The organism is Collinsella sp. TF05-9AC, from assembly GCF_003438495.1.
Taxonomy (GTDB): Bacteria; Actinomycetota; Coriobacteriia; order Coriobacteriales; family Coriobacteriaceae; genus Collinsella.
Genome location: NZ_QSSH01000069.1, coordinates 1 through 1,029, shown reverse-complemented (window position 1 = coordinate 1,029; position 1,029 = coordinate 1). Strand labels below are relative to the sequence as shown.

Below are 1,029 nucleotides of genomic sequence, written 5' to 3'. Positions count from 1 at the left end.
GCCATGGGCTTCGCCATGCTCGGCCGCCTGGTGCTCACCAAGCAGCTCGTGCCCTTCTACTTCCTGGGCTTCCTGCTGTGCTCCTACGCCAACGTGCCCGTCCTGGGCGTCGCCCTGATCGCCATCATCATCGGCATCGACAAGTTCGACCTGCTCGGCCTGGGCGGAGCCCAGCCCCAGCTCTCCGCGGAAGGGGATGAGGACGATGACTTCTAGTCCCGAGAACAAGATCACGCGCTCCGACCTCGTCAAGAGCGCCGTCAACGTCGGCGCCCTGGGCATGGAGTTCTCCTGGACCTACTACAAGCAGATGAACATCGCCTTCTGCCTGATGGTCGCCAACATGCTCAAGAAGATCTACGCCGGCCGCCCCGACGACTACGCCGAGGCCCTGCACCGCCACTGCGCGTTCTTCAACATCACCGTCCAGTTCGCCCCGTTCGTCGGCGGCATCGCGATGGCCATGGAGGAGAAGGTCGCCCGCGGCGAGATCGAGCCCGAGAGCGTCAACGACGTCAAGGCCGCCCTCATGGGCCCGCTGTCCGGCATCGGCGACTCCATCTTCCTGTCGACGCTGCGCGTGGTCGCCGCCGCGGTGGGCATCAGCCTGTGCCAGGCCGGCAACCCCTTCGGCCCCATCGCCTTCCTGCTCATCTACAACGTCCCCGGCTTCGCGCTGCGCATCTGGGGCGCCGTCAAGGGCTACGAGCTGGGCGTGGGCTTCCTGGACGAGGCCCAGAGGACCGGCCTCATGCAGAAGATCATGACCTGCGTGGGCATCGTGGGCGTCATGGTCGTGGGCGCCATGTGCAAGGACATGTTCTGGGCCAGCATCCCGGTGGCCATCGGCTCGGGCGAGGACGCCCAGACCCTCCAGGACATCCTGGACGGCATCATGCCCGGCATGCTCGGCATGCTCGCCTTCTGGCTGTACTACTGGCTGCTGTCCAAGAAGATCAACCCCATGGTGCTGATCGTGGCCACCATGGTCGTGGGCATCATCGGCGCGTTCTTCGGCGTGCTGGCGTA

Annotated in this window: 2 protein-coding genes; both read left to right on the top strand. The window is 65.5% G+C overall.

The features are described 5' to 3' along the window. Positions 1-216 (top strand): PTS sugar transporter subunit IIC (locus DXC52_RS09880; protein ID WP_147326485.1); only part of this gene is annotated, 216 nt, incomplete at its 5' end. Then, on the top strand, positions 197-1,029 hold an 833-nt coding region (locus DXC52_RS09875), incomplete at its 3' end, for a PTS system mannose/fructose/sorbose family transporter subunit IID (RefSeq protein ID WP_117565064.1). The genes DXC52_RS09880 and DXC52_RS09875, both read left to right, overlap by 20 nt.